The organism is Arthrobacter sp. 10N410, assembly GCF_056394945.1.
Window position 1 is genome coordinate 189,183 of sequence record NZ_JBFTIP010000004.1, and the last position, 23,813, is coordinate 212,995.

Below are 23,813 nucleotides of genomic sequence, written 5' to 3' on the forward strand. Positions count from 1 at the left end.
CGCCCCTGAATCCATCATGAACTCTGTCCGGGCGTCAGCCAAGCAGACCGCTCCAGTCAACCGGACCCTCCGGTGCCGGCTTCCTGGCGGTGCGCTTGGTGGCCGGTTTGGCGGCAGCCTTCGCGGGGGCGGGCTCCGGAAGCGCGGCTCCCCACGGGAGGGCAAACGCCGGGACCGGCTCCCCCAGCTGGACGCCGTGCGGCGGGACCACCAGGATGCCGTCGGCCGCCGCCAGTCCCCGCATCATGCCCGGGCCGGTGTGCTGCGCCGGCGATGCCATCCCGTACAGCATACGGAACGGCATCAGCCTGGTCCGGCCGGGGTCGGGCTCGATCATGGTCCCGCACGGCACCTCGGTCACCGGCGGCGGCGTCCCGTGGCCCAGCGCGGCCAGCAGCGGGGCGCCAATCGTGGACAGCGCCATCATGGCGGCGAGCGGGTTCCCGGGGAGCCCGATGACGAAGCGCCCGTCCGGCAGTTCGGCCAGCACCGCGGGATGGCCCGGGCGCATGGCGATGCCATCAATCAGCAGCCTGCCGCCCAATTCCGCAACCGTGCGCCTGAGATGGTCAGTGCCGGAGCGGCCGGTGCCGCCTGTGGTGATCACGACGTCGGCCGGGAGTGTCTCGCCGGCCGACTCCGCGCCGCCCACCGGATCGTGAGCTGCGCCGGTGTCTTCGGTGTCTTCGAGCGCGGCGAGCCATTCGGCGTCGCTGTCCCCGATCTTGACCTCGCCCGCGCAGATTCCGCCGAGCATTTCCACGACGGCGCCGAGCTGCGGCCCGAACGTGTCCCGCACCTCCCCTGGCGCTGGGACGCCGGTGCTGACGACTTCGGCGCCGGTGAGCACCAGCCGCACCATCGCCTTGCCGAGGACCGGCAGGGCGTCGTGACCGGCGAGGGCGGCCAGGGCCAGGTGCGCGGGGTTGAGCACGGCGCCGGCCTTGATCAGCACCTCTCCGGCGGCGGCTTCCTCCGCGGCCTTGCGGATGTGTTCGCCGTTGCGGGGTTCCCCGGGCTTGGCGCCACCGCCCAGTTTCAGGACCGGCAGCCCGTCCTCGTCCGGGGCGATGACGCCGCTCTCGCTGCGGAGCACGGCTTTCGCACCCGGCGGGATCAGTCCTCCGGTGTTGATCGGGCTCGCCTGGTGCGGGGCCAGCCGCTGGCCCGGCTCGGCCAGGATCCACGGGCCGCTGCCGTTGACCGCCCAGCCGTCCATCGCGGAGGAGGCGTAGTGGGGCATGTCATGCAGTGCTGTCAGGTCCACGGCCAGCGTCCGGCCCAAGGCGTGCCGGAGCAGAATGGGCGAGGACGGGATGGGCACGGCGCAGTCGAAGGCCAGTTGCCGGGCTTCCTGCCAGCTGTGGGCGACATGCCGGTGCGGCGCCTCCGCGACGGCGGCGGCGCCGTCGTCGGCGTCATCGTCGTCGTGGGCGTTATTGTCGACGGAGGCGTCGGCATCCGGTGGCGCGGCGGACGGTTCGGACACGGAATCGTCGTCCTCGACGCCGCTGCTGCCGTCAGGGGGCTCCGGGGTCATGCCCCGGAAGCCTCGGCGGCGGCGTACTCCTTGGCGAGCTTCCGGGCCACGCCCATGGCGGCCTGCATTGACACGCTGTCCGGCGCCTGGCCGGATCCGGACGCCAGGCCGGCGGCGAAGCCGGCGATGAAGGTGGTCAGCGGCGCGGCCGGCCGGACGACGGAGTGGGCGGCCACACCGGCCAGCCCCAGCACTTCGTTGATGTCGATCTCGACATCTTCGAGCTCAAGGGCCTGGAGCAGCGCACGGCACCAGTCTTCAAGCGTTTCATCCTGGCTCTTCACCGTTTGCCTCCAAAGTTGAGTTGGGCCCCAGCGCCCCGGACTGGCCCGGACCGGGCGTGGACACCCCCATGGCGGAGGCGTCGTCCCAAGTGTCCACATCATCGGTGGAACCCGACGGAACCGGAACCTGCCGCAGCTCAAGACTAGCAAGGAGGGAGAACACTGAGCCCCCCTCGAGGGCGTTCCGCCGCGCCGCGTCGGCGACGGCGCGTTCTAGCGCGGCCGTGCCATAAAGTCCCACGAGGGGTTGCAGGCGGCCGTCCGCCGAAACGGCCACGAACCCGTCGACGGGGCCGGCCGCGGCGTCACCCGGGGCATTGGCGAGGACATCAGCCAGTGCGTCGAGCAAGGCGCGGACGGCGTCGGCCACGCGGGGCATGTCGCAGGCCAGCACGAGGGTCAGCGAGGCCGCGCCGGCTGCGGCGGGCTCGCCGCGCCCAACGGCGGCCAGGGCGGAAAGGCCGGCGGCAATCGCGGCGGCGGGTCCGCCAAACGGCGGGTCCTCGCGACAGCCGAGCACATCTGGTGGGAGGTCGCCGGGGTCGGGGCCGACGACGACGGTCCGGCGGGCGCCCCGGGCAGCCTGCAGTGACCGACTTAGCAGGGTGCCGCCGTCGACCGTCAGCCGGGCCTTGGGTACGCCGCCAAGCCTGGCGGACCGGCCCCCGGCGAGTACAACAGCGTCAAATTCCACCAGCCCAGCCTAGCCGCATCGGCCTCACCGCGGCCGGGTCAGCCCGCGACGCCGGTGCGCCTGCTCAGTGCGCCTTTTCGGGGAGCAGGAACGGATCCCAGGCGGGCGTCGGCTTCTCCAGTTCCTTGATCTGCCAGATCGTGCCCTTCGGCGGCCCGGGAACGAAGCCCAGTTTCCAGCCCATTTCGGCGGGCGTGTGGTCTCCCTTGGCGTTGTTGCAGCGCAGGCAGGCCGCCACCAGGTTCTCCCAGGAATCCGCCCCGCCCCGCGACTTGGGGTGGACATGGTCGATGGTGTGGGCAGCCTTGCCGCAGTAGGCGCAACGGTGGTTGTCCCTGCGGAGCACTCCCCTGCGGCTCACGGCCGTCAGGGTGTTGTAGCGCGGCCTGATGTACCGGTTAAGCAGGATCACCGTCGGTCGGCCGAGGATATCCTGCGGACCCACCACGGGGTCATCCCCCTCGGCCACCACGCTGGCCTTCCCGGTCAGTACAAGCACCAGCGCCCGGCGGAAGGTGACTACCGCCAGCGGTTCATATCCAGCATTCAGAACGAGAGTGCGCATCCGCATACCTCTTCACGGCCGCACCCGCCAGGGGCACGAGGGCCGGCTGCCCTGTGCATGGTCGGGCTATGGATCGACACCACAAGAGTAAACACCGAAGGCCCGGATTGCCGAATTTTTCTTTGCCGGGCTTCCCGGCCGCGCGTCGGCGGGCGGGCGCGAGCGAGCCGCAAACTGCAAAGGACCCCTGCCGCGAGGGCAGGGGTCCTTCACAAAGCTTCAGGCGTTAGACGCGCCTAAGTCCTAGCCGCCGACGCGGATGAAGACCGGGCCGGAGCCCACGTTGACGCTGTACAGCGCGGTGGTGCCGCCGTTCCAGCCGCCATGGACGGCCATGCCGTTGCCGACGTAAACGGCGATGTGGGCCATGCCCATGCCGCCGTTCTGGTAGTAGGCGAGGTCGCCCGGCTGGGCCTCGGCGGCGCTCACGGTGCGGCCCAGGGACAGGTAACCCGCCGGCCAGCCGTGGTAGTGGACGCCCACTGCGGCCAACGCGTTGGTGGCCAGCATGGTGCAATCCTGGGAGACACCGATCTGTGCGTAGGCAGCAGCGGCGATCGAAGCGCCCATGCCGCTGACGGCGGCCGGAGCCTTGGTGGCCAGCGATGCGGTGACCGCGGTGCCGGTACCAGTTCCGGTACCGGTGACGGCGGTGTCCGCTTCCTGGACGTTGACGACGGGCTTGGCCGCCTCGACAACGGGAGCCGGCGCGGTGGTGACAGCAGGCTTCTCGTAGGAGATCGCGATGCTGGAGGCCGCGGAGATCGTGGCCGGTGCGTTGGACTGTACTTCCATGGCCGAAGCGGAAGTCGATTCACGCTGAACGTTGGTCTCGGCAGCGTTGGCTGCGATACCGCTGGTCAGGACCAGGCCGGAGGCTGCAGCGATAACCGCGGCCTGGCGACCCATACCACCGGCGTTGTCGCCGACGGCCTTAGCAATGACAGCCAGCGAGTTGGTCTTGGTGACCTCCGCGCGGTGGCGTGCAATGGTTGCACGAGTAGTCATTCAGTTCTCTCTTTCGTGATCCTTGGGTCCGCGCTGCTTGCAGGCGGGACTGAGGACGCTCCGGCATCTTGGGGGTACGCCGGATCGCCCCGAAACGGGTTTCTTAGCGAAGGGTGTACTGCGAAGACGCGCCAAAAGCGGGAACTGCGTTGTGTGATCCAGTCCGGGCGCCGGCAAGGGCGGCACGGAGCATGGAATTCAGCGGGCTCAACTGAGCCTCGCCAGCGCGAGAACGCGCAGCATTGTGGCGTGAAGACACGAAAGTAGCCTCTCCCAATGCCTACGAGGTGAGCTGTCGGATTCGGATGGGAGTCACCCGGCCGCGCTGCTTCCTGGGAAGCTTTGCGACTTAACCCCAAGGTCTTCTTGCGAAGACCAAAATTGGTTCCCCCGCCCCTGCCAGACGATGTCATGCGAACGGACCTTGAGCGGTGGCAGAGTTAGGCAATCCACTCAAGAGCGCCAACTTCGGAGAAGTTGGCGTGCTTCATACGGTACAGCAGTTGGGACTCAATGTCACATTCAGATCACGGCGTGTCACAGAAATGCGAGTGGTCCCTCGGCTTGGCTAAAGCCAGCCGAGCGGGTCAACAACTTCCCCGTTGACCATCACCTCGAAGTGGAGGTGGCAGCCGGTGGAGGCGCCGGTGGTCCCGCTCATCGCCACCACATCGCCACGTGAGACCTGCTGGCCCACGTGGACGTCGGAGGACGACAAGTGGTTGTACGTGGTCTCCAGGCCGTTGCCATGGTCGATCACGACCCGGTTGCCGCCCCCGTAGGGGTGCCAGCCGGAAAAGGTTACGGTGCCGCTCGCGGCGGCATGTACAGGAGTGCCGCACTGGGCCGCGTAGTCCTGGCCCCGGTGGAATTCCCCGACGGCTCCCGTGATGGGACTGACCCGGTAGCCGAACGGCGAGGCCGTGACCATGGAATCCAGCGGCGCCCCGAGACTGCCCGCGGAGGCTGCCCGGGTGATGCTGCCGACGGACTGCGCGCTCAGCAACTGCTTGAGCTTGCTGTCCGGGTCACCCTTGGTGGTGACGGCCGTGCGGTTGAAGTTGATTTCGGCGGCCGGGGCCTTGACCTCGGGCTGGGCCGCCGCGGAAACCGAACCGGACCTGGCCGCATCGGTGGCCATCACGGGGCCGGTGGCCGGAACTGTAACGGTGAGGACCAAACCCGTGGCGGCCAGGGCAATGCCTGCCTTCTGCCCCACGCCGCTGACAGCGGCGAAGTCTGTTACCTGACGGAACGCGCTGCGCCGGCCGCGGCGCGCTTCGCGGTGCGCGTCACGCGGGCGCTCGTCGAGGACGACGGCGGCCGGGCGTGGCTCCGGAGCGGGACCGGTCGCACGACGGCGGCCCCTGACGGTCTGGGTGGTCAAGAACGGTTCCTCTCTGGATAGCCTGCGAAGTTAGCTGTCGGATTCGGGTCAGAGAGATCAAAGACCCGGTCCGCCGGTGCAAGCATCCAGACGCAGGGGCATCCACGGAGGTCCCAGTTTGAATTGCTTGCCGCTAGCGGACTTCACCCCAAGGCTGTTGAATCAACAGCCGGTTGTGGTTCCCCCGCCTCTGCCAGAAGGTGAATCGCCGGCTGATCCGCTGGCAGAGCTCGGCTCCGGATCAGATAACGCTTTAGTATCAGTGCTAGTCATCAACTATAGGGGATTAAGGCAGGCGGTAATAATTCCGTTATCTCGCCTGTGCACAACTTACCTGCTGTCCGGCGGAAGGATTTTGACGCCGGGTTACCCGAGCGTAACGAACACATGGGCGGCGACCTCGGGAGGCAGCTCGAGGGCGCCTTCAATGTCGGGGACCCGGACCGAGATGTACTCCCCCACCCGCTCCAGCGAGACCCTGGCGCCCGGACGGATTCCGCCCTCGTCCAGCTGGACCAGCAGCTCCGGCTCGACCTGGATCGGCTCGGCCAGCCGGCTCACGGTGATCCGCGAGTCGGCGCCGTAGCCGGCCATGGCGTCAAGCAGGTTGACCACGGCGCCGCGGTCCGGCGTCGGAAGCCCGCCCAGTTCGGCGAGTCCGGGAATCGGGTTCCCGTAGGGGGACACGGTCGGGTGGTCCAGCATTTCGAAAATGCGGCGCTCGACCCGTTCGCTCATCACGTGCTCCCAGCGGCACGCTTCCTCATGGACGTAGGCCCAGTCCAGCCCGATCACGTCGGCAAGCAGCCGTTCGGCCAGGCGGTGCTTGCGCATGACCTCGATGGCGCGCTTCCGGCCCGTTTCGGTCAGTTCAAGGTGCCGGTCGCCGGAGACAACCACGAGGCCGTCGCGCTCCATGCGGCCGACGGTCTGGGAAACGGTGGGGCCGGAGTGACGGAGCCGCTCGGCGATGCGGGCGCGGAGGGCGATGATGTTCTCTTCTTCAAGTTCCAGGATGGTCCGGAGATACATCTCGGTGGTATCGATCAGATCCGTCATTCAGCTCAGCTCCTCGAGCGCCGTCCTTGCGTCATTCCCACCGTACAGCGTGCGGGTTGCGCCCTGGCGAGATCCGCCGTACGTCACCGCACAGCCTAGCCTATTTTGAATTAGTCCGGATAATCTGTGGGCTGCCGCGCGGACCTGTGGACTACGCCCCGCCCGGCGCCGCGCCGCCGTCTCAATGACCGGACTATGACGGGCTTTATTCCCACCCGCGTGGGGCCGTCGGGCAGAATAAATAGCGGGTCCCGGTCACGCCCGGCAGAGCCCGTCCAAGCCACGCCACACACCCAGCCGAAAATTGGAGCCCCTGTGAGCGACACCAGCATCACCATCCCCGCGAACCTCCTGCCCAAGGACGGCCGGTTTGGCGCCGGCCCGTCGAAGGTCCGGCCGGAGCAGATGGAGGCCCTGTCTGCTGCGTCGGCGACGCTGCTGGGGACCTCGCACCGCCAGGCCCCGGTCAAGAACCTCGTGGGATCGGTCCGGAGCGGACTGAGCGACTTCTTCCGCGCCCCGGAGGGCTACGAGGTCATCCTCGGCGTCGGCGGGTCCACGGCGTTCTGGGACATTGCCAGCTTCGGCCTCGTGGAAAACAAGGCGCAGCACCTGTCTTTCGGCGAATTCGGCTCGAAGTTCGCCGCGGCCACCAACAAGGCACCGTTCCTGGCCGAGTCCTCGATCATCAAATCCGAACCCGGCACCCGACCCGAGGCGCGGGCCGAGGCCGGCGTCGATGCCTACGCGTGGCCGCAGAATGAGACCTCCACCGGTGTCGCAGCGCCGGTCAAGCGCGTGGCCGGCGCCGATGCAGGCTCCCTCGTGCTGGTGGATGCCACCTCCGCGGCCGGCGGCCTGGACGTGGACGTCGCCGAGGCCGACGTCTACTACTTTGCCCCGCAGAAGAACTTCGCCTCCGACGGCGGCCTCTGGCTTGGACTGTTCTCCCCGGCGGCGTTGGAGCGCGCGGCCCGGATCAAGGCCGGCGGCCGCTGGATTCCGGACTTCCTGGACCTCCAGACCGCGATCGACAACTCGCGGCTGAACCAGACCTACAACACTCCGGCGCTGGCCACCCTCGTGACCCTGGACGCGCAGGTGCAGTGGCTCAACGCCAACGGCGGCCTCGACTTCGCCGCCGCCCGCACCGCCGACTCGGCCGGACGCATCTACGGCTGGGCCGAGGCCTCCGCCTACGCCACGCCGTTCGTAGCCAGGGCCGAGGACCGGTCCAACGTGATTGCCACCATCGACTTCGACGACTCGATCGACGCCTCCGCCATCGCCAAGGTCCTGCGCGCCAACGGGATCGTGGATACCGAGCCGTACCGCAAGCTGGGACGGAACCAGCTGCGCATCGCCACCTTCGTGGCGATCGAACCCGACGACGTCTCCGCACTGCTCGAGTGCATCGACTTCGTCGTCGGCGAGCTCAAGAAGTAGCCACCGCGCCGTCCCTTCCGGGACGCTTCAGCGGTCGACGGCGTCGTCCGGGTCTTCCTCCCGGGCGGCGCCGCTGGTCGCCGAGCCGCCGGTCACAGAGCTGCCGGGGACGACCCGGAAATACCGCAGGCCCCGTGCACGCCGGTTGAAGGCGATCCGCAGCTGCTTGGCGCGGACAATCCAGAGTATGCCGATCAGTGCCGCGATCAGCCCGGAGGCCGCCGCCACCCCCATGGACCAGCGCGCGCCGGCGACGTTCGCCACCCAGCCGACCAGCGGTGCGCCGATCGGAGTGCCGCCCATGAAGATCGCCATATACAAGGCCATCACGCGGCCGCGCATCACCGGGTCCGTGGTGGTCTGGACGTAACCGTTGGCGCTGGTCGTCATGGTGATCGCGAACAGGCCGACCGGCACCAGCGCGACGCCGAACCAGAAGTAGTCCGGCGCCAGCGCGGCGAGGCCGGAGGTCAGGCCGAAGGCGCCGGCCGCGCCGAAGATCACGCGCATCCGCGGCCGGCCCCGCCCGGCCGAGAGCAGCGCTCCGGCGACCGAACCGATCGCCATGATCGAGTTCATCAGGCCGAAGGCGCCGGCATCGAGGCCGAATTCGGTGCCGACCATGGCAGCGATAAAGAGGACGAAGTTCAGCCCCAGGGTTCCCACGATGAACACCGCCACCAGCACCACCACAATGTCCGGCCGGAAACGCACGTAGCGCAGGCCCTCGCGGATCCGGCCCTTCCCGGCCGGCGCGCGGGGCAGCTGGCGCAGCGAGGCGGCGGGGATTTTGGCCAGGCTCAGGAGCAGCGCCAGGAACGTGACGGTGTTGACCAGGAAGACCCAGCCGGGCCCGATGGCCACGGTGAGCAGGCCGGCGACGGCCGGGCCGATCATCCGGGCCACGTTGAACGAGGCGCTGTTGAGGGCCACGGCGTTGGGCAGGTAGTCGTCGCGCACCAGTTCGGAGACAAAGGTCTGGCGCACCGGGGCGTCCAGGGCGGAGACCACGCCCAGCAGCAGGGCGAATATGTAGACGTGCCAGAGCTGCGCGGCCCCGGACAGCACCAGGGCACCGAGCGCTGCGCTCAACACGGCCATGGAGGACTGTGTCAGGACCAGCAGCTGCTTGCGGTTGAAGCGGTCGGCGACCAGCCCGGCGACTGGGGCGAGGAAGAGCTGTGGTCCCAGCTGCAGGGCCATCGTGATGCCCATGGCGCCGGCGTCCTGGGCACTCAGATGGTCAAAGACCAGCCAGTCCTGCGCGGTGCGCTGCATCCAGGTCCCGATATTGGAGATCAGGGCGCCGATGAACCAGATCCGGTAGTTCAGGATGTGCAGCGATTTGAAGGTGGACCTCATGTCCCGACCTTCCGCTGCACGCTCCCGAACGGCCCCAAACCGTTAGTCGACCTCGACGGCGGACTCGTCCTGGACCGCTCCAGCGTCGGCTCCTGCTTCGGCAGGCTCTGCCTGCGCCTCCGCGGCACCGTCGTCGGCGGTCTCATCCGACGCAGCCGCGGCGGCGGGAGCTTCGGCGGCCTCGTCCTGCTGCGCATCTTCCGGGCGCACGCGTTCGGCCCACGGAACCCACTCCGGGGCCAGGATGGAATCCTCCGAGGGCAGCAGGCCCAGCTCATCCACCGTCACGGTCTTGGAGCGCGAATTTCGGGTCAGCACCGCGTACCACTGCCAACCGCCGTAGCCGGGCAGCTTGGACTCGAAGAGGTGCGTGACCAGGCGGTCGCCTTCGCTCTTCGCGCCCAGGTGCCGGCCGATCTGCTCTGCCGGCGCGATGCCTTCCACGGCGGCACGGGCCACATCGACGGACGCGGCCAGGAAGGCGTCGGGCTTGCCGACGCGCCACACGGGCACGCCGTAGCGCGGCTTGGATCCTGCTTTGGCGCCGGCGGCCTTGGCGGCCGCACCGGCCGCCGCGGCGGCGTTCTGTTCAGGTTCCGTTGTCATCGCAGAGCCTTACGCGTCCAGCTCGTCGGCGACCTTACGAAGCGCGACGGCGATCGCCTTGGCCTTGTTGCCTTCCGGGTACTTGCCCGCGGACAGCGTTCCCGAGAGGTTGTCCAGCACGCTGACCAGATCCTGCACCAGCGGTGCGAGGTCCTTGGCGCTGGGTCGCTTGGCCTTGGCGATCGACGGGGTCTTGTCCAGCACCCGCAGGCCCAGGGCCTGGGCTCCCTTGCGGCCGTCGGCGACGCCGAATTCCACCCGGGTTCCTGCTTTGAGCTCGGTTACGCCCTCGGGCAGCGCCGACTTGGGCAGGAAGACCTCCTGGCCGTCTTCGCCTGCGAGGAATCCGAAGCCCTTTTCCTTGTCATACCACTTGACCTTGCCGGTAGGCACGTAATCAACCTTCTTCGTTCTGCGGGGACGCGGCCGGCGGTCACCGCATCCGCATGGATATGCGGGTTCAGGGTGTGACTGCCCGGACCGTGTTGGTCTGTTCCTCCAAGGTTATCCTGCCTTGGCCACTTTGACGGCTTGAGGCGCGGGCGAAGCCGGGCTGTTAGCGTTGCCTCCATGACACCACAGCGCTTCCGGCGGCCGCTCTCGATTCTTGCGGCCACCGTTGCCGCGCTCTCGCTGGCCGCCGTCGGAGCCGTCATGGTCATGGCCTTCAACAACACGGTGGCGCCGGCCTGGGTCACGTCGACCGCGCTCTACGGGCTGCCCGTGGCGTTCCTGCTCATGCTCGCCCTGGTGGTCGACGCCGTCGCTGCCCGGCGCCGGACACCCGGGCACGGCGGAAGGTAGCGTTGGACTGATGTCCCTTATCCGCGCGCTCAGCAAGGAACTGCAGTCCCGCAGCGACGACTCGTTGCGGGCCCTGTTCTCCGCGCGGCCGGACCTGATTTCCCCTCCGGTGCCGGATTTCTCCGCCCTCGCCGCCCGAGCCAGCGGCCGGGTCAGTGTGCAACGGGCGCTGGAACGGCTGAACCGTCCGCAAATGCAGGTGCTCGAAACCCTGCACCTGTGCACCAATACGGACACCGGACACAGCGCGTCCGCCGCGACGCTCAAGCGCCTGATCAACGGCTCTTCCGTCGCCGCGCTGGACCGGCTGCTGCACTCCCTGCAGGAACTGGCGCTTGTGCACCGGGCCGACCCCCCGCACGGCGCCAGCCAGGCCACGGCCCGGCAGCGCCATTACCTCCCGGTCGGCAGCCTCAAGGACGTCATCGGCATCTACCCGGCGGGGCTGGGACGCAGCTACACGGAGCTCGTCCGGCTCCAGCCGGCCTTCGCGCAGCGTGTGGTGCAGCTGGTCGGCGAGCTCCACCACACCGGCGCCGACATCGCCCCCGCCAGCACCCCGATGGAGGCGGCGCTGTCGCTGCAGCACTGGACCGCGTCGCCGGAGGCCCTGCAAGCGATCCTGGCCACCGCACCGGAGCGCACGACCGCGCTCCTCGCCCGCTTCGGAAACTGGGCCATGGGCGCGGTGCCCCAGGCGCAGCGCCGCGCGTCCGTGCTGAACGAGGGCTCCGACGTCGGGCCCGTCGACTGGCTGCTGGCCCGCGGGCTGCTGGTGCCGCTGGACGCCGCCCACGTGGAGCTCCCGCACAGCGTGGGCGTCTCGCTCCGCGGCGGCTTCGTCATTGAGCACTTCGCGCTCAGCCCGCCGGTGCCGAGACTGGGACAGACCAGCGCTTCGCTGCGCCGCAATGCCGCGCTCGGCGCCATCGCCGAAACCCTGCGGCTGACCGGCGAACTGCTGTACGCCGTGCGCGAGCAGCCGCTCGCCACGTTGCGCAGCGGCGGCGTGGGCATCCGGGAAATGAAGCGCCTCGCCGACGCCCTCCGAATCGGGCTGCATGAGGCCGGCGTCCTCGCCGAGCTGTGCGCCCTCTCCGGGCTGCTCCGCCTGGACGTGGACAGCTCCGCCTGGATCCAGGCACCGCAGCTGGAATGGCTGACGCTGCCCCGGCAGGAGCAGTGGCTGTGGCTGGTCAACGCCTGGCTTGCCAGCGAACGGGTCCCGTCGCTGGTCGGGCAGCCGGTCAGCGGCGTCGCCACCGCGCAGGCGCACCGCGGCCCCGCCGGCAGCGCCATCAATGCCCTCTCCGCGGAGGCGCAGCGGCCGGACGCCCCCGTGGTCCGGAAACGGATCCTGGAAATCCTCAACGAACTCACCCAGGAGGCGGCCGCGGCCGACGGGGAGGCGCCGGTGCTGGACGCCGCCGCCGTGTTGGAACGGGCCGACTGGTCGCAGCCGCGGATGGCGCGGCGCTTCAGTTCGCTCATCCAGGGCGTCCTCGCCGAAGCCGAAATGCTGGGCCTGGTCGGCTCGGGCGCCCTCAGCCAGATCGGGGCGGCGATCGCCGTCGAACAGCCCGACGAAGCCCTGGCCATCCTCGGCGAGCACCTGCCGGCGGCGCTGAACCACGTGCTGCTCCAGGCGGACCTGACCGCCGTCGCCCCCGGCTACCTGGACCCGGAACTGAGCGAGAAACTCCTGACCATGGCCGACGCGGAGGGCCAGGGGCCGGCCACCATCTACCGCTTTTCGGTGGCGTCCGTCCGGCGCGCCCTGGACGCCGGGCAGGACGCCGGGGCACTCATGGACTTCCTGCGCGAGCACTCGGCCACCGCCGTGCCCCAGCCGCTGCAGTACCTCATCGAGGACACCGCCGCGCGCCACGCCCGGCTCCGGGTGGGCCCGGCCGCCAGCTTCATCCAGAGCGAGGATGAAACAGCCCTGCTGGAGCTGCTCAACACCCCCGCGGCGTCCGGACTGGGCCTGGTCCGGATCGCCCCGACCGTGCTGGTCTCGCACGCCGCACCCCGGGAAGCGGCCCAGCTGCTGCGCGGGCTGGGCCTGTCCCCCGCGGTGGAGGAAACCGGTTCGGCCACCGTCCGGCTGCGCCGCAGCACCGCGGCGCCAGGCAGCGTCCGGCCGGTCTACACCGCCCCGCGCACCGCTCCGGCGGACGCCGACGTCGACGCCCAGCTCGCGGTGCTGCGCGACGGCGGTTCGCCTTCCTCCTTCTCCGATGCCGCCGCCCCCGGAAGCCGCGGGGCCGGGGCGGGCGGCGGCGAGGCCGCGACGCAACTGGGCCTGGAGACCCTGCAGAAGGCCATCCGGCTCAAGCAGCGGGTGGTGATGAACATCGTGGACAGCCTGGGGAATGCCACCCGCGAAACCGTTGTTCCGGTAGCAGTGAATGGCGGGCGTGTGCGCGTGTTCGATCCGGCCAAGGAAACCGAACGTGTCCTGTCCATCCACCGGATCATTGATGTTGAAACCACAGAGGAATTGCTCCAGTGAATGACGGACCGCTGATCGTCCAGAGTGACAAGACCATCCTGCTGGAAGTGGACCACGAACAGGCCACCGAGGCGCGCCATGCAATCGCGGCCTTCGCCGAGCTGGAGCGCGCCCCCGAGCATGTCCACAGCTACCGCCTCACGCCGCTGGGACTTTGGAACGCCCGGGCCGCCGGGCTGGACGCCGAACAGGTCTTGGATACGCTGCTCAAGTACTCCCGGTTCCCGGTGCCGCACTCCCTGCTGATTGACATCGAAGAGACCATGTCCCGTTACGGCCGGCTGCGGCTGGAGAAGGATCCGCAGCACGGCCTCGTGATGCGCACCTCCGACTATCCGGTCCTCGAAGAAGTCAGCCGCGCCAAGAAGATCGCTCCGTTGTTGGGGCCGCGGATCGATGCCGAGACCGTGGTGGTGCACTCCTCCCAGCGCGGCCAGCTCAAGCAGCTGCTGCTGAAGATCGGCTGGCCTGCGGAGGACTTCGCCGGCTACGTGGACGGCACGCCGCACCCCATCATGCTCAACGAAACCGGCTGGAAGCTCCGCCCGTACCAGCAACTGGCCACGGAGAACTTCTGGGCCGGCGGCAGCGGCGTCGTCGTGCTTCCCTGCGGGGCCGGCAAGACCCTGGTGGGTGCCGCCGCGATGGCCACGAGTTCCACCACCACGCTGATCCTGGTGACCAACACGGTGTCCGCGCGGCAGTGGAAGGACGAGCTCCTCAAGCGGACCTCGCTCACCGAGGAGGAGATCGGCGAATACTCCGGTTCCGTCAAGGAAGTCCGCCCCGTCACGATCGCCACGTACCAAGTGCTCACCACCAAGCGCGGCGGGCTGTACCCGCACCTGGAACTGGTCGACGGCAACGACTGGGGCCTCATCATCTACGACGAGGTCCACCTGCTCCCGGCGCCGATCTTCCGGATGACCGCGGACCTGCAGGCGCGCCGCCGCCTCGGGTTGACCGCCACCCTGGTCCGCGAGGACGGCCGCGAGGGAGAGGTGTTCAGCCTGATCGGACCCAAGCGCTACGACGCCCCGTGGAAGGACATCGAGGCGCAGGGCTACATCGCCCCTGCGGACTGCGTTGAGGTCCGGGTCGACCTCCCCCGGGACGAACGGGTGGCCTATGCCATGGCCGAGGACGCCGACAAGTACCGGCTCTGCGCGACGTCCGAGACCAAGACCGGGATCGTGGAGCGGCTTGTGGCGGAACACGCCGGCGAGCAGCTGCTCGTGATCGGGCAGTACATCGACCAGCTGGACGAGATCGGCGAGCGCCTGCAGGCGCCGGTGATCAAGGGCGACACCTCGGTCAAGGAGCGCCAGCGGCTCTTCGACGCATTCCGCGCCGGGGAGGTCCAGACCCTTGTGGTGTCCAAGGTCGCCAACTTCTCCATCGACTTGCCGGAGGCCTCGGTGGCGATCCAGGTTTCCGGTTCCTTCGGCTCACGCCAGGAGGAGGCGCAGCGGCTGGGACGCCTGCTACGTCCCAAGCAGGACGGCCGGGCCGCGCGGTTCTACTCGCTCGTGGCCAGGGACACCCTGGACCAGGACTTTGCCGCGAAACGCCAGCGCTTCCTGGCCGAGCAGGGCTACGCCTACCGGATCATGGACGCCAAGGACGTCGGCGCAGGCAACTAGCAGACGCCCATTCAACACACATCCGCCTTTCAGAAAACTCACAGAGTCTGGGAGCATCATGGGAACCATGAAAAAGAACGGTCCCGAAGCCAAGCTGCTCGTCGTCGATGATGAACCCAACATCCGCGAGCTGCTTTCTACCTCGCTGCGCTTCGCCGGGTTCGAAGTCGTCTCCGCAGGTACCGGCCGCGATGCCCTCGCCGCCGCGGAGCTCCACTCCCCGGACCTCGCCGTCCTCGACGTGATGCTGCCGGACATGGACGGGTTCACCGTCACCCGCCGGCTGCGCGCCGCGGGCAAGCATTTCCCGGTGCTGTTCCTGACCGCCAAGGACGACACCGAGGACAAGGTCACCGGCCTTACCGTCGGCGGCGACGACTACGTCACCAAACCGTTCAGCCTCGACGAGGTGGTGGCCCGCATCCGCGCCGTGCTGCGCCGCACCCAGCCGTTGCAGGACGACGACGCCGTCATCCGGGTCGACGATCTTGAGCTCGACGACGACGCCCATGAGGTGCGCCGCGGCGGCACAGTGATCGAGTTGTCCCCCACCGAGTTCAAGCTGCTGCGCTACCTCATGCTCAACCCGAACCGGGTGCTCTCCAAGGCCCAGATCCTGGACCACGTCTGGGAGTACGACTTCAACGGCGACGCCTCGATCGTGGAGTCCTACATCTCCTACCTCCGGCGCAAGGTGGACATCGACCCCGCGGCGCCGGCCCTGATCCAGACGAAGCGGGGCGTCGGCTACGTGCTCCGGACGGCTGAGAAGCGCTGACCTTGCTGCACCGATGGAAGGCGGCATCGCTGCGGTCGCAGCTGGTCGCCATCATGATGGCCCTGATGCTCGTGGCCCTCACCGCCACGGGCGCGGGCACGCTTGCCCTGCTGCACAGCTATCTGCAGGGCCAGGTCGATGACAAGCTCAAGGCCGCCGTGGGATCGGCCCGGCAGCAGCAATCCTTCAGCCAGCTGCAGGACCAGAACCCGAACGTCCCCACCGACTATTCGCTGATGCTTTTCAGCCCGGGCCAGTCCGCCTACGTGTTCGGCGGCAGCAAGGGCTCACGGCCGGCCATCAGCAGCATCGCGCCGCAGGAGGCCCACGACCGCGGCGAGGTTCCGTTCCAGGTCCGCGGCACCGACGGGCGGAACTGGCGGGTGGTGGCCGTCAACGTGCTGGACGGCAACCAGCGCGCCGCCGTCGTCGTGATCGGACTGCCGCTGTATCCGGTGGATTCGGTGATGGAGCACGCCGCGCTCGTGGTGGTCGGCGTCGGGCTGCTGACCCTGGTGCTGGCCTTCTTCATTGCCACCTGGACCGTCACCCGGTCCTTCCGGCCGCTGGCGCGGGTGGAAAAGACCGCGGCCGCCATCGCCGCGGGCGACCTCTCGCGGCGCGTGGAAGTCGAGAACCCCGACACCGAGGTCGGCCGGCTCAGCCGGTCCCTCAACGCCATGCTGGCGCATATCGAGTCGGCCTTTGCCGCCAGGATGGCCTCCGAGGAGAGGATGCGCCGCTTCGCCGCCGACGCGTCCCACGAACTGCGCACCCCGCTGGTCACAATCCGCGGCTTCTCGGAGCTGTACCGGCACGGCGCCCTGGCCACGCCGGAGGACGTCGCCACCGCGATGGGCCGGATCGAGAGCGAGGCCAAGCGGATGGGTGCGATGGTGGAAGACCTGCTGCTGCTGGCCCGGATCGACGAACAGCGCCCGCTGCAGCAGAAGCCGGTGGACCTGCTGCTGCTGGCCCATGACGCCGTGGTTGACACCCAGGCCAGCGACCGCAGCCGGGTGATCTCGCTCCGGGGCCTCGACGGCGGCGCGGGGGCGTCGGCCCCGGTGATGGGCGACGAGGCGAAGCTGCGCCAGGTGGTCGGCAACCTCGTGGGCAACGCCCTGCGCTACACCCCGGATGGCACCCCGATCGAGCTCGCCGTGGGGGTGCGGTCCGACGCCGACGGGACGCGCCGCTCCGTGATCGAAGTCCGTGACCACGGGCCGGGTGTCTCGGAGGACGAAGCGGCCCGGATCTTTGAACGCTTTTACCGTGCGGACACTTCCCGGACCAGGGAGACCGGCGGCAGCGGCCTCGGACTGGCAATCGTGGCGGCCATCGTCGGCTCGCACTCGGGCTCGGTCCGTGTCCAGCCGACCGAGGGCGGCGGCGCCACCCTGGTGGTCAGCCTCCCGTTCCTGGCCGAAGCGGAGCCGCCGGAGGCCGAGACAGCAGAAGCGGAGCTGAAAGGCGCTGAGCCGGACGCTGAGTCCGGCGCTGAGTCCGGCGCTAATGCGGGCGTGGAGCCTGGCCAGGGGTCGGGCGGCGCGGCGCGCGGGTAACCCTTTCCGTGCGGCGGGTTTTCCACATAGGGGGCTTCTCCGCTGGGGCAGGCCGCAGCGCCTTCCTAGGCTGACAGTGTCCGGAAAATCCGGACATCCTCATCCCCGGCACCCGTGAAAGGCCCTCCCGTGAGCATCATTTCCGTCGATACCGAACTGCTCCAGCTCAAGTCCGCCAACGTCCAGGCCACGGTGGAAAGAATCAGCGCCGACGTGCAGGCCATGAGGCACGGGCTGGACGAACTGCAGGCGAGCTGGCGCGGGTCGGCCGCCACCAATTTCCAGGCCCTGCTCGCAGAATGGACCCTGACCCAGGGCAAGGTCGAGGCCTCCCTGGCTTCGATCAATCTCGCGCTCAAATCCGCCGCGGCCAGCTACGCCCAGGCCGAGCTGAGCAACGCCCAGCGGTTCAGCTAGCGGCGGAGGCCCGCCCGCGGCCCTGTGTGCCCCCTAGGCCTCGGGAGTGCCCTGGTGGAAGCGGAGCCGCCATTGCGCGCCGTCCAGGACCCACAGGGAGCTGCGCAACGCCGTCCCCGTGCGGGTGTGGCCGCGGTAGGTGAGCAGCACGGCGGCCTCACTGAGGCGGTCCGCGGCCAGAAGCTCCAGCTCGGCGGGCACACCGGGATCATCCTCGAGGGCCATCATCGTCTCGTCGCGGGTCCAGAGCCGTCCGGAACTGCCGATCTCGGTAAAGTCCGGGTGCAGCAGCACTCCTGTGCGCCCCAGATCCGAGCGCGTCTCGGGGAGCAGCAGCTCTCGCTCCAGCGCCTCGACGATTGCCTCCGGGCTCTGCTCCGGGCCGGCCGCCGCAACGCGGGATTCCTCCTCCAGTTCGCTGAAGAGATCCGGCTCAGCGAAAAGGCTGGATTCGCCGAACAGCGTCGGCTCAGCGATCAGTTCCCGCGTTCCGGCGTGAGCGGACGATGCCTGCCGGGACTGCGCCGGGGCTGAGGCCGGGGCCGGCGCGGCCGAAGCCTGCTGCGCGGCGGGGGCAGTCTGCACGCCGGCGGCGGCAACGTCTCCGGCTCGGACGAAGCCGGGGCCCTGCCGGGCCGCGACGCCCTGCTGGTAGGCGGTGGCGGCGGCCCTGGCGCGGTCATCCGCCGCCTCGTTGAGGTCGTGGCCGGCGTGTCCGCGGACCCATTCGAAGGTGTACTTGCGTCCGGTGAGCGCCTGATCGATCTCCTTGAGCAGCTCAACGTTGAGCACCGGCTTGCCGTCGGACTTCCGCCAGCCTTTACGCTTCCAGCCGGGCATCCACTTGGTCACCGAGTTGATGACGTACTGGCTGTCGCACAGAATGTGCAGGTCCTCGCCCGGAAGGTGCGCCGTGGCCCGGAAGAGGTCCAGGACGGCCATCAGCTCCCCCTGGTTGTTGGTCCCGTGCGGCCACCCGCCGGCACGCCAGCAGTCGTCGTTCACGTACCAGGCCCATCCGGCCGGGCCGGGATTTCCTAAAGCCGAACCGTCGGCCGCTGCTGTAATCGTCACTGCACCATCCTGCCAGACCTCCGCCGCCCGACGCTCCCGCACCACCGGCACTGGCACCGGCGCCGACACCGGGTAAGAGCACCCCACCAACCGAGAGAACGTCCGGCCGACCACCCCACCACTTGAGGGAAGGTGCCCCGGGGCGGAAGGGTTAAACGCCGACGGCGGCCCCACCAGTGGTGGGACCGCCGTCGTCGAACGTGCCGTCGCTGACGGAGAACCGTCAGTTCAGGCGTTCAGGGCTTGGAAGCCGGGTGGTTAGAAACCGCCCATGCCGCCCATGCCGCCCATGTCGTCGCCGCCGCCCATGGCCGGGGAGTTCTTCTCCGGCTTGTCGGCCACAACGGCCTCGGTGGTGAGGAACAGGCCGGCGATGGAAGCCGCGTTCTGCAGGGCCGAGCGGGTGACCTTGACCGGGTCGTTGATGCCGGCAGCGAGCAGGTCGACGTACTCGCCGGTTGCTGCGTTCAGGCCGTGGCCCGCGGGCAGGCCGCGGACCTTGTCCACCACAACGCCGGGCTCGAGGCCGGCGTTGAAGGCGATCTGCTTCAGCGGGGCGTCGATGGCTACGCGCACGATGTTCGCGCCGGTTGCCTCGTCACCTTCGAGCTGCAGGTTGGCGAACGCCTTGGCGCCGGCCTGGATCAGGGCCACGCCACCGCCGGCGACGATGCCCTCTTCGACAGCAGCCTTGGCGTTGCGGACAGCGTCCTCGATGCGGTGCTTGCGTTCCTTGAGCTCAACCTCGGTTGCGGCACCGGCCTTGATGACTGCAACGCCGCCGGCCAGCTTGGCCAGGCGTTCCTGCAGCTTCTCGCGGTCGTAGTCGGAATCGGAGTTCTCGATCTCGGCGCGGATCTGGGACACACGGCCGGCGATCTGGTCGGCGTCGCCGGCACCTTCGACGATGGTGGTCTCGTCCTTGGTGACAACAACCTTGCGTGCCTTGCCCAGCAGTTCGAGGCCGGCGGTCTCAAGCTTGAGGCCGACTTCCTCGGAGATGACCTGGCCGCCGGTGAGGATGGCGATGTCGGCCAGCTGTGCCTTGCGGCGGTCACCGAAGCCCGGAGCCTTGACGGCGACGGACTTGAAGGTGCCGCGGATCTTGTTCACGATCAGGGTGGCCAGGGCCTCGCCCTCGATGTCCTCGGCGATGATCAGCAGCGGCTTGTTGGACTGCATGACCTTTTCGAGGACTGCAACCAGTTCCTTGACGTTGGAGATCTTGGAGTTGACGATCAGGATGTACGGATCCTCGAGGACCGTTTCCTGACGCTCGGCGTCGGTGACGAAGTAGGCCGAGATGTAGCCCTTGTCGAAACGCATGCCCTCGGTGAGCTCCAGCTCGAGGCCGAAGGTGTTCGACTCCTCGACGGTGATGACGCCTTCCTTGCCGACCTTGTCCAGGGCTTCGGCAATCAGGGCGCCAATTTCGTTGTCACCTGCGGAGATGGACGCGGTGGCGGCGATCTCTTCCTTGGTTTCGATTTCCTTGGCAGAAGCCAGGAGCTCGCGGGTGACCGCTTCAACAGCCTTCTCGATGCCGCGCTTGAGGGACAGCGGGTCAGCGCCGGCCGCGACGTTGCGCAGGCCTTCCTTGACGAGGGCCTGGGCCAGCACGGTTGCCGTGGTGGTACCGTCACCGGCGACGTCGTCAGTCTTCTTGGCAACTTCCTTGACCAGCTCGGCGCCGATCTTCTCGTAAGGGTCGTCCAGCTCGATCTCCTTGGCGATGGAAACACCATCGTTGGTGATCGTGGGGGCGCCCCACTTCTTTTCGAGGACGACGTTGCGTCCACGCGGGCCGAGGGTGACCTTGACGGCGTCGGCGAGGATGTTCAGGCCCCGCTCAAGACCGCGGCGTGCCTCTTCATCAAATGCAATGATCTTGGCCATAACGGCAGTAGTCCTTTCGGGACAGTCGTTAAGAATGAACCTTGCGCTGCGGTGCCCGCGACGGACGATTCCAACCCGGCAGCCTCTGTACGCCGCCGGGCCGGGGATCTCACCCCAGCCAGGTATTTCTCTCGCTCCCGGCCCGTCCGCCGCCTCCACGCGACCGGGCGAACCGGGGCGTCGAGTTAGCAGTCAATACGCGGGAGTGCTAACTCCATAATTAGCACTCCCCCGGGGAGAGTGCAAGCAGTGGTGAGGTCAGGGTGCGCCCCGCCGGGCGCTCTTCGCTAGGAGCGATCAGGAGCCGGCGCTGCGGGCGGTTTCGCTGCCGGTCATCTCGGCGTTGTTGTCCGGGCCATAGCTGTAGACCATGTAGGCGGCGGCGGTGACGTCGCCGTTGCTGTCGAAGTTGATCGGGCCGGAGGCGCCGTCGTAGTCGGGGCGCTTGCCGGCGCGGAGCGCGGCCACGCATTCCTGGTAGGACTTGCAGGCCGCGGCTTCCCCGGACGGGGCCCCGGTGCCGGCAGCCGTTCCGCCGGACACTGCGACCAGCTTCGAGGCGATGGAGGTCCCCGCGTCGTCCTCCGCCGCGGCGGCGGCGAGGGCGGCGAGGTTGACGGCGTCGTACGTCTCGGCGGCAAACGCCATGTCCTTCAGGCCCGGGTCGACGGCCACGAGTTCCGCCTGGAAGTGCGCGGAGGGGAACGTGCCCGGCAGGACCCCGCGGGCGCCGTCCAGCGCCTTGGAGCCAAGGCCGTCGCCGTACTGGTTTACGGCCCCGTCGCTGAGGATGAGCTTCTTTCCGGACAGTCCCGCGTTGTTGAGCTCGGCAATGGCGCCCTGGGCACCGTCCCGGGCCACCAGCACGACGGCGTCCGGCGAGGCAGCCTTGGCCGCCGCGGCCGCCTGTTGCGCCTGACCGGCCTTGAATTCAGCGTCGACGGAGGTGCCCAGGCCCGCGGCCTTCGCGGCCGCCGAGACGGCCACGGAGACGTCCTTGCCGTAGTCGCCTTCCTCGTGCACCACGGCAAGGGTCTTGGCGCCGCCGTCCTGGGCGAGCTTGACCAGGACCGAGGCCTGCGCGATGTCGGCGGCCGCGGTCCGGAAGTAGTAGCCGCCGCTCTTGTACGAGCTGAGCCCCGGTGCGGTGTTGGCCGGTGAAATGAGGGCGACTTTGGCGCGGGAGAGGACGTCGATGGCGCCGGCGGCGCGGCTGGAGTCGGTGGGCCCGATCACGACGTCGGCCTTGGCCGCCACCAGGTCCTTGGCCTGGGCCGCGGTGTCCGTACCGATGGACTCCGGCAGCAGTTCCACGGGCTTGCCCTTGTGGCCGCCCGCCGCGTTGATTTCCTTGACCGCCAGCTTCGCCGCCGCCAGTTGGGGCGGATTGAGGAAGTCCTGCCGGCCGGTGTTGTCCAGGATCAGGCCGATCCGCAGCGTTCCGTCGCCGCTCGCCTCCGCGGCATCCACCCGGGCATTGCCGGTGGGACCGGCGCAGGCGGCCAGCGCCACGGCTGCGGCCACGCCGGCGGCCGCTGCACGGCTGAACCGCCGGAGCTTGCGCCGGCGGCCATCGCTCTTCGGGGCAGCTGCCGCAGCGGAGACTGCCACTAGGCGGGCCGGACGCTTTCGGCCTGCGGGCCCTTTTCGCCCTCGCCGACTTCCAGTTCCACCCGCTGGCCTTCAGCCAAAGCACGGTAGCCTTCGCCCGCGATCGCGGACCAGTGCACGAAGACGTCGGCCCCGGAGCTGTCGACGGTGATGAACCCGTAGCCCTTTTCGGCGTTGAACCACTTGACGGTCCCCAGTGCCATGTTCTCCACACTTTCAGCTAGCTTGCGAACGGCCCACCCCAATGTGCGCCGCGTTATGCGAAATGAAGTCCGCAGACACTCTACCCACAGCCTTCCACCGGTGCCCGGGCAGGGTCCCGGCCCGGCCGGGAATAGTTATTCAGGCGTAACCGAAGCCGGCGGCCAGCCTGGGGCTAATTGAAACCGGGGCCGAGGACGATGACCAGCGGCATCTGGAATTCCGCCGAATCCACCAGGGTGCCAATCCCGAGGAGGGAACCCAACTCTGCGGCGTTGGCCTTCTGCGCCGGGCCGTTGTAGAAGACGACCGAGGTCTGCTGGGGGGCGCCGCCCCAGTTGCCGAGCGGGCCCTGGACCCATCCGGCGGCGGAGATCCTGGAGCCGACGCGACCGGCCAAGCCCGGCGTCGTGGTGCCGTTGTAGATCGCCACGGGCTGGGTCTTGTCAAGCTTCTGGTCCCCGGACTGGTCCGCGGCGGCGCTCGGCGTTGCAGAAGCGGAGGGCTTGGAGCCCGCGGGGGCGAGGCTCCCGGTCGGCTGGCTGCTGGGGGACGGCTTCGAGCCGGCGGACGTTGTGGGTGCCTGCGACGCCGCGGCGTTGTTGCTGGCCTGGTCCGCGGTCATGGCCGAGCCACCGGCGGGACCAAAGCCCAGTTTGGGCAGCAGAAGGAAGGCGACGAGGCCGACTACCAGGGCCGCGGCGCCGGTGGCGAGGACGGGGCCCAGCCGGCGGGCACCGGGAGCGGCGACCGTCCGGTGGACACCCTGGCGCGTGGAGGCCTCCGGGACCCGATCAAATTCATCCCGTGCGTACTTGGTCATGGTAAAACGACGTCCTTGCTGATTTCTGGCTGATGGCCCGACGCCGGAATCCGCGCGAAATTCCGCGCTTCCGGCCGGACCTCACGTGCTCTTAAGCGTCCGAGCCCAAACGGCGTGCAGTGCGGGCACGTTGTCGTGACGTACGTAGTCTACGCAATCTCTTCACCAGCATGGGATCGTGGGCCAGCGCCGCCTCGGTGTCGATCAGGGCGTTGAGGATCTGGTAGTAGTGCGTGGCGGAGAGGTCAAAGAGTTCCCGGATGGCTTGTTCCTTGGCGCCGGCGTACTTCCACCACTGCCGCTCCAAGGCAAGCATCTGCTGCTCCCGGCTGCTCAACGGCGAGTCTTCGGAGACTGCCGCCAGCACGGCGTCGGCGTCATCCGCCGACAGGTACTCGGGTGCTGCTTCGGCCACTGCACACTCCCTGGCTCGTTCCGATAGGTCTCCCCCACATGTTACGGCCGAATAACAGGCTTGTCATTTAGCCGGCCCGGCCGGCTGCCCGGGCTCCTGCGAGAATGAAGCCGTGCCTGA

The 23,813-nt window shown here is 68.8% G+C and carries 23 protein-coding genes and 2 riboswitches; of the genes, 7 read left to right on the forward strand and 16 right to left on the reverse strand.

The genetic code is table 11. The annotated features are described in order from the left end of the window. Positions 1-34 precede the first annotated feature (34 nt). The 7 genes from AC1DB8_RS11885 to AC1DB8_RS11915 all read right to left on the reverse strand — a co-directional run bounded on the left by AC1DB8_RS11885 (position 35) and on the right by AC1DB8_RS11915 (position 6,537). A complete protein-coding gene (locus AC1DB8_RS11885) occupies positions 35-1,540 on the reverse strand; it encodes a molybdopterin-binding protein (RefSeq protein ID WP_476893146.1) in 1,506 nt (501 codons plus the stop codon). After that, positions 1,537-1,824, reverse strand: coding sequence for a DUF6457 domain-containing protein (locus tag AC1DB8_RS11890; protein ID WP_349627252.1), 288 nt, complete (start codon positions 1,822-1,824; stop codon positions 1,537-1,539). The genes AC1DB8_RS11885 and AC1DB8_RS11890 overlap by 4 nt, the downstream gene beginning before the upstream one ends. Then, positions 1,808-2,518, reverse strand: a complete 711-nt coding sequence (gene mobA, locus AC1DB8_RS11895; protein ID WP_441418267.1) for a molybdenum cofactor guanylyltransferase — start codon at positions 2,516-2,518, stop codon at positions 1,808-1,810. Before mobA ends, AC1DB8_RS11890 begins: the two co-directional genes overlap by 17 nt. Positions 2,519-2,582: 64 nt before the next feature. Further along, a complete protein-coding gene (locus tag AC1DB8_RS11900) occupies positions 2,583-3,083 on the reverse strand; it encodes an HNH endonuclease (RefSeq protein WP_441418266.1) in 501 nt (166 codons plus the stop codon). A 243-nt stretch (positions 3,084-3,326) separates the two neighbouring features. Beyond that, positions 3,327-4,091, reverse strand: a complete 765-nt coding sequence (locus AC1DB8_RS11905) for an NlpC/P60 family protein (protein ID WP_441418265.1) — start codon at positions 4,089-4,091, stop codon at positions 3,327-3,329. 263 nt (positions 4,092-4,354) lie between these two features. Further along, positions 4,355-4,513: riboswitch (cyclic di-AMP (ydaO/yuaA leader) on the reverse strand. A 146-nt stretch (positions 4,514-4,659) separates the two neighbouring features. Then, positions 4,660-5,478, reverse strand: a complete 819-nt coding sequence (locus AC1DB8_RS11910; RefSeq protein WP_441418264.1) for a M23 family metallopeptidase — start codon at positions 5,476-5,478, stop codon at positions 4,660-4,662. Positions 5,479-5,482: 4 nt separating this feature from the next. After that, positions 5,483-5,702, reverse strand: a riboswitch (cyclic di-AMP (ydaO/yuaA leader). Positions 5,703-5,844: 142 nt separating this feature from the next. Beyond that, on the reverse strand, positions 5,845-6,537 hold the full coding sequence (locus tag AC1DB8_RS11915) for an iron-dependent transcriptional repressor DtxR (protein WP_175322028.1): 693 nt from the start codon (positions 6,535-6,537) through the stop codon (positions 5,845-5,847). Between the two features lie 315 nt (positions 6,538-6,852). Here AC1DB8_RS11915 and serC point away from each other — a divergent pair, with 315 nt between their 5' ends. Next, complete coding sequence (serC, locus tag AC1DB8_RS11920; protein WP_476893147.1) at positions 6,853-7,983, forward strand: phosphoserine transaminase; 1,131 nt, start codon at positions 6,853-6,855, stop codon at positions 7,981-7,983. A 27-nt stretch (positions 7,984-8,010) separates the two neighbouring features. Here serC and AC1DB8_RS11925 read toward each other — a convergent pair whose 3' ends face one another. From AC1DB8_RS11925 to AC1DB8_RS11935, 3 genes are read right to left on the reverse strand one after another with little or no spacing between them, the layout of a single operon-like run. Further along, positions 8,011-9,345: an MFS transporter gene (locus tag AC1DB8_RS11925; RefSeq protein WP_476893148.1), complete on the reverse strand. Its 1,335-nt coding sequence runs from the start codon at positions 9,343-9,345 to the stop codon at positions 8,011-8,013. A gap of 42 nt (positions 9,346-9,387) precedes the next feature. Next, positions 9,388-9,951, reverse strand: coding sequence for a DUF3027 domain-containing protein (locus tag AC1DB8_RS11930; protein ID WP_476893149.1), 564 nt, complete (start codon positions 9,949-9,951; stop codon positions 9,388-9,390). A 9-nt stretch (positions 9,952-9,960) separates the two neighbouring features. Then, a complete protein-coding gene (locus tag AC1DB8_RS11935) occupies positions 9,961-10,344 on the reverse strand; it encodes a cold shock domain-containing protein (protein WP_175322024.1) in 384 nt (127 codons plus the stop codon). A gap of 177 nt (positions 10,345-10,521) precedes the next feature. On the opposite strand from AC1DB8_RS11935, the gene AC1DB8_RS11940 reads away from it, so the two are divergent. The 6 genes from AC1DB8_RS11940 (at position 10,522) to AC1DB8_RS11965 (ending at position 17,673) form a co-directional block, all read left to right on the forward strand. After that, on the forward strand, positions 10,522-10,755 hold the full coding sequence (locus AC1DB8_RS11940) for a hypothetical protein (RefSeq protein ID WP_476893150.1): 234 nt from the start codon (positions 10,522-10,524) through the stop codon (positions 10,753-10,755). Positions 10,756-10,765: 10 nt separating this feature from the next. Continuing rightward, the gene (locus tag AC1DB8_RS11945; protein WP_476893151.1) at positions 10,766-13,270 is read left to right on the forward strand and encodes a helicase-associated domain-containing protein; all 2,505 of its coding nucleotides are present in this window, start codon (positions 10,766-10,768) and stop codon (positions 13,268-13,270) included. Then, on the forward strand, positions 13,267-14,913 hold the full coding sequence (locus AC1DB8_RS11950; protein WP_175322021.1) for a DNA repair helicase XPB: 1,647 nt from the start codon (positions 13,267-13,269) through the stop codon (positions 14,911-14,913). The genes AC1DB8_RS11945 and AC1DB8_RS11950 overlap by 4 nt, the downstream gene beginning before the upstream one ends. Before the next feature lie 67 nt (positions 14,914-14,980). Beyond that, entirely contained in the window at positions 14,981-15,691 is a 711-nt protein-coding gene (locus AC1DB8_RS11955; RefSeq protein ID WP_175322020.1) for a response regulator transcription factor, read from the forward strand. Between the two features lie 2 nt (positions 15,692-15,693). Then, positions 15,694-17,256, forward strand: a complete 1,563-nt coding sequence (locus AC1DB8_RS11960; protein ID WP_441418258.1) for a sensor histidine kinase — start codon at positions 15,694-15,696, stop codon at positions 17,254-17,256. Positions 17,257-17,385: 129 nt separating this feature from the next. Then, positions 17,386-17,673, forward strand: a complete 288-nt coding sequence (locus AC1DB8_RS11965) for a WXG100 family type VII secretion target (RefSeq protein WP_441418257.1) — start codon at positions 17,386-17,388, stop codon at positions 17,671-17,673. A 33-nt stretch (positions 17,674-17,706) separates the two neighbouring features. On the opposite strand, the gene AC1DB8_RS11970 is transcribed toward AC1DB8_RS11965, so the two are convergent. The 6 genes from AC1DB8_RS11970 to AC1DB8_RS11995 all read right to left on the reverse strand — a co-directional run bounded on the left by AC1DB8_RS11970 (position 17,707) and on the right by AC1DB8_RS11995 (position 23,693). After that, positions 17,707-18,747, reverse strand: a complete 1,041-nt coding sequence (locus AC1DB8_RS11970; RefSeq protein WP_476893152.1) for an RNase H family protein — start codon at positions 18,745-18,747, stop codon at positions 17,707-17,709. Between the two features lie 258 nt (positions 18,748-19,005). Further along, a complete protein-coding gene (gene groL, locus AC1DB8_RS11975; protein WP_175322016.1) occupies positions 19,006-20,643 on the reverse strand; it encodes a chaperonin GroEL in 1,638 nt (545 codons plus the stop codon). Positions 20,644-20,940: 297 nt separating this feature from the next. Next, positions 20,941-22,167, reverse strand: coding sequence for an ABC transporter substrate-binding protein (locus AC1DB8_RS11980; RefSeq protein WP_441418395.1), 1,227 nt, complete (start codon positions 22,165-22,167; stop codon positions 20,941-20,943). 86 nt (positions 22,168-22,253) lie between these two features. Then, positions 22,254-22,457 carry a cold-shock protein gene (locus AC1DB8_RS11985; RefSeq protein ID WP_175322015.1) on the reverse strand — a complete coding sequence of 68 codons (204 nt, stop codon included), beginning with the start codon at positions 22,455-22,457 and terminating at the stop codon, positions 22,254-22,256. Positions 22,458-22,630: 173 nt separating this feature from the next. Next, positions 22,631-23,278 carry a LytR C-terminal domain-containing protein gene (locus AC1DB8_RS11990; protein WP_441418255.1) on the reverse strand — a complete coding sequence of 216 codons (648 nt, stop codon included), beginning with the start codon at positions 23,276-23,278 and terminating at the stop codon, positions 22,631-22,633. A 91-nt stretch (positions 23,279-23,369) separates the two neighbouring features. Then, positions 23,370-23,693, reverse strand: a complete 324-nt coding sequence (locus AC1DB8_RS11995; RefSeq protein ID WP_441418254.1) for a DUF3263 domain-containing protein — start codon at positions 23,691-23,693, stop codon at positions 23,370-23,372. Positions 23,694-23,813 lie beyond the last annotated feature (120 nt).